Source organism: Streptomyces sp. NPDC006265 (assembly GCF_040613555.1).
Classification (GTDB): domain Bacteria; phylum Actinomycetota; class Actinomycetes; order Streptomycetales; family Streptomycetaceae; genus Streptomyces.
The window spans coordinates 1-2245 of record NZ_JBEXSH010001166.1 but is presented as its reverse complement, the minus strand read 5'-3'; the positions used below and the strand labels follow the sequence as shown (position 1 = coordinate 2245).

The window sequence follows — 2245 nt, the reverse complement described above, 5'->3', positions numbered from 1 at the left end:
ACCACCTGGAGGAGAAGGGGCTGATCTGGCACTGAGCCAGCTCCGAGTCCGTGGGGGAGAGGGGGCACTCCCTCTCCCCTTCTTGTCTGCGCCCCCGGCAGTTCCAGGACCTCCTGCTCCAGCTCGGACGGCCGGGGCCGTACCCGCTGCCGGCGCAGATGGTCCAGCGCCCGATGCCGGGCGATGGTCGCCGTCCAGCCGCGGAAGCCGGCCCCGTCGCCCCGGAACCGCCCGAGGTCCCGGGCGATCTCCAGCCAGGCGTCGGACGCCACGTCCTCCGCGTCGTCCCCGACCAGGCCGCGCAGATAGCCGAGCAGCCCGGGCTGCACGAAGCGGTAGGCGACCGCGAAGGCCGCCTCGTCACCCTGCTGGGCCCGCGCCACGGCCTCGCCCAGCTCGCCGTCGTGGGCCTGCCCGCGCCGGGGTTCCGCTCCCTGACCCAAGTACCGTCCTCGTCCGTGCAGAGTGCGCGCCCTCCCACGGTCATCAGCGCCGGTCGGCGCGGAAGTGTCACAGCGCGTCAGGCGGCGGGCGTCCGCGACCGTTCGGGTCAACCCGGCCCGCCGTCCTCGGGAGCCCGGCCGCGCGGAGGTTTCGGCCAAGTGACGTACCGGGGACCTCTGCTCGCGATGCCACCGCCCACGAAAGGCGAGCACCGTATGACATCCCGCCTCCTGCGCACCGCCGTCGCCACCGCCCTGGCCCTCGGCGCACTCGGACTGACCCAGCCCGCCCGGGCCACCTCCTGGGACGGTGCGCACACCGCCCGGGTGCCGGACGGCGACCCCCACGACCGGTCCCTCGCCCCGCGCACCACCGAGCCGTTCAGCCTGATCGGCGTGACCTGGGACGACCCGGACGCGGCCCTGGACGGCACCGCCGAGGTGCGCACCCGCTCCCGGGAGAGCGGCGCGTGGAGCGCGTGGCAGCCCCTGGAGACCGACGGCCGTAGGCCCGAGACCGGCCCCGACCGCGACCGGTCCGGAGTGCGCGGCAGCACCCAGCCGCTGTGGACCGGGCCTTCGGACGGCGTCCAGGTGCGCGTGTCGGGCTCGCGCCTGCCGGAAGGGCTGCGCGTCGAACTGGTCGACCCCGAGAACGGGTCGGACGCCGTGCACACCGCGGCCGTCGACCCGGACGTCGTCGGGCCGGCCGCCGGTCCGCTGTCGGCCGAGCGTCCCGCCATGACGTCGCGCTCCGCCTGGGGCGCGGACGAGTCCCTGGTGGAGGACCCGCCCACCTACACCGGCGACACCAAGGCGATGTTCGTCCACCACACGGCGGGCACCAACGACTACACCTGCTCCGAGTCGGCGTCGATCGTGCGCGGTGTGTTCCTCTACCACGTGTTGAGCAACGGCTGGAACGACATCGGCTACCACTTCCTCGTCGACAAGTGCGGAACCGTCTTCGAGGGCCGTGCGGGCGGCGTCGACAAGCCCGTCCTCGGCGCGCACACCTACGGCTTCAACACCGCCACCAGCAGTGTCTCGGTGCTCGGCGACTACTCCACGGCGGCCACGAACGCCGCGGTGCGCGCATCGGTCGCGAAGGTCGCCGCGTGGAAGCTCGGCCTCTACGGCATCGACCCGACCGGGGCGACCGTGCTGACCTCCGGGGCCGACAACGGCAAGTACAAGCTGGGCCAGAAGGTGGCGTTCCACCGCATCTCCGGCCACCGCGACGGCTACCCGACCGAGTGCCCCGGGCAGCACCTGTACGACGACCTGCCCGAGATCCGCACCCTGGCCGCGAACGCCGGCAAGCCGGCCGAGCCCGCCGCGCAGTCGCCGGGGCTCCTGGACGAGGACGAAGGCGAGAACGACGACGCGGACGCGGGCGCACTCGGGCGGTGACGCTACCGCCGGTACTCGGTGCTCACCGCGTCCCGGCACAGCAGCCGCAGCGATCCGTGGCCGGCGTAGCAGCGACGCGCCTCCTCGATGGGGTCCCACAGGCGCCCGTCGGGGGTGCGGATCCAGTGGTCGCCGCCGGTCGCCCACCACTCGGCGCCGGACTGACGCGCCATCACCTCACCGGCGTAGGCGCCGAAGCCGCGCAGCACCTCCTGCACGGCGGCGTCGGGCGCTCCCTCCCGCCGTATCCCCTCGATCATCCGGTCGATGCTCCACAGGCTCTGCGCCGAGTAGTCGAGGCGCAGCCGTGCTCCCTCGCGCATCGTCGCCACTGTGTCCGCCGCCCATCGCAGCGGCTTCGCAGCCGCCGATGGCCTGGTCTCCGCTTG

3 protein-coding genes are annotated in these 2245 nt (G+C 73.8%); 1 reads left to right on the top strand and 2 read right to left on the bottom strand.

Going from position 1 to position 2245, the window contains the following annotated elements; genetic code table 11:
- On the bottom strand, window positions 1-443 hold a 443-nt coding region (locus ABZ281_RS46620), incomplete at its 3' end, for a sigma factor (protein WP_356664594.1).
- A gap of 216 nt (window positions 444-659) precedes the next feature.
- Between ABZ281_RS46620 and ABZ281_RS46615 the strand changes: the two genes are divergently transcribed.
- Window positions 660-1856, top strand: coding sequence for an N-acetylmuramoyl-L-alanine amidase (locus ABZ281_RS46615; protein WP_356664592.1), 1197 nt, complete (start codon window positions 660-662; stop codon window positions 1854-1856).
- 2 nt (window positions 1857-1858) lie between these two features.
- On the opposite strand, the gene ABZ281_RS46610 is transcribed toward ABZ281_RS46615, so the two are convergent.
- On the bottom strand, window positions 1859-2245 hold a 387-nt coding region (locus ABZ281_RS46610; protein WP_356664590.1), incomplete at its 5' end, for a hypothetical protein.

Coding starts and splice junctions, on each gene's coding strand:
- ABZ281_RS46615 (WP_356664592.1), top strand. CDS start 660: ATGACATCCCGCCTCCTGCGCACCGCCGTCGCCACCGCCCTGGCCCTC.